The 235-nt window shown below is 67.7% G+C and carries 1 pseudogene; it reads left to right on the forward strand.

The window, feature by feature from the left end:
* Positions 1 to 235 (forward strand): annotated as a pseudogene (locus tag SB751_RS35425) (gluconate transporter); the annotation flags it as partial.

Genomic DNA, 235 nt, shown 5'->3' on the forward strand with positions numbered 1-235 from the left:
CTGGTGCGCGTTCTGGTGCTGGTCGCTCTTATCGTCTCGCGCGTCCGCATGCATCCGCTGCTGGCGCTGCTGATCGTTTCCCTGGGCGTGGGTTTTGCCACCGGCATGGAACCCACCGCCATCGTCAAAAGCCTCACCGACGGCGCCGGCAAGACGCTGGGCGCGGTGGGCGTGGTGATCGCGCTGGGCGCCATGCTGGGCAAGATCCTGGCCGATTCCGGCACCACCGAACGCC

It is taken from the genome of Cupriavidus sp. SIMBA_020 (assembly GCF_046535395.1).
Classification (GTDB): domain Bacteria; phylum Pseudomonadota; class Gammaproteobacteria; order Burkholderiales; family Burkholderiaceae; genus Cupriavidus; species Cupriavidus campinensis.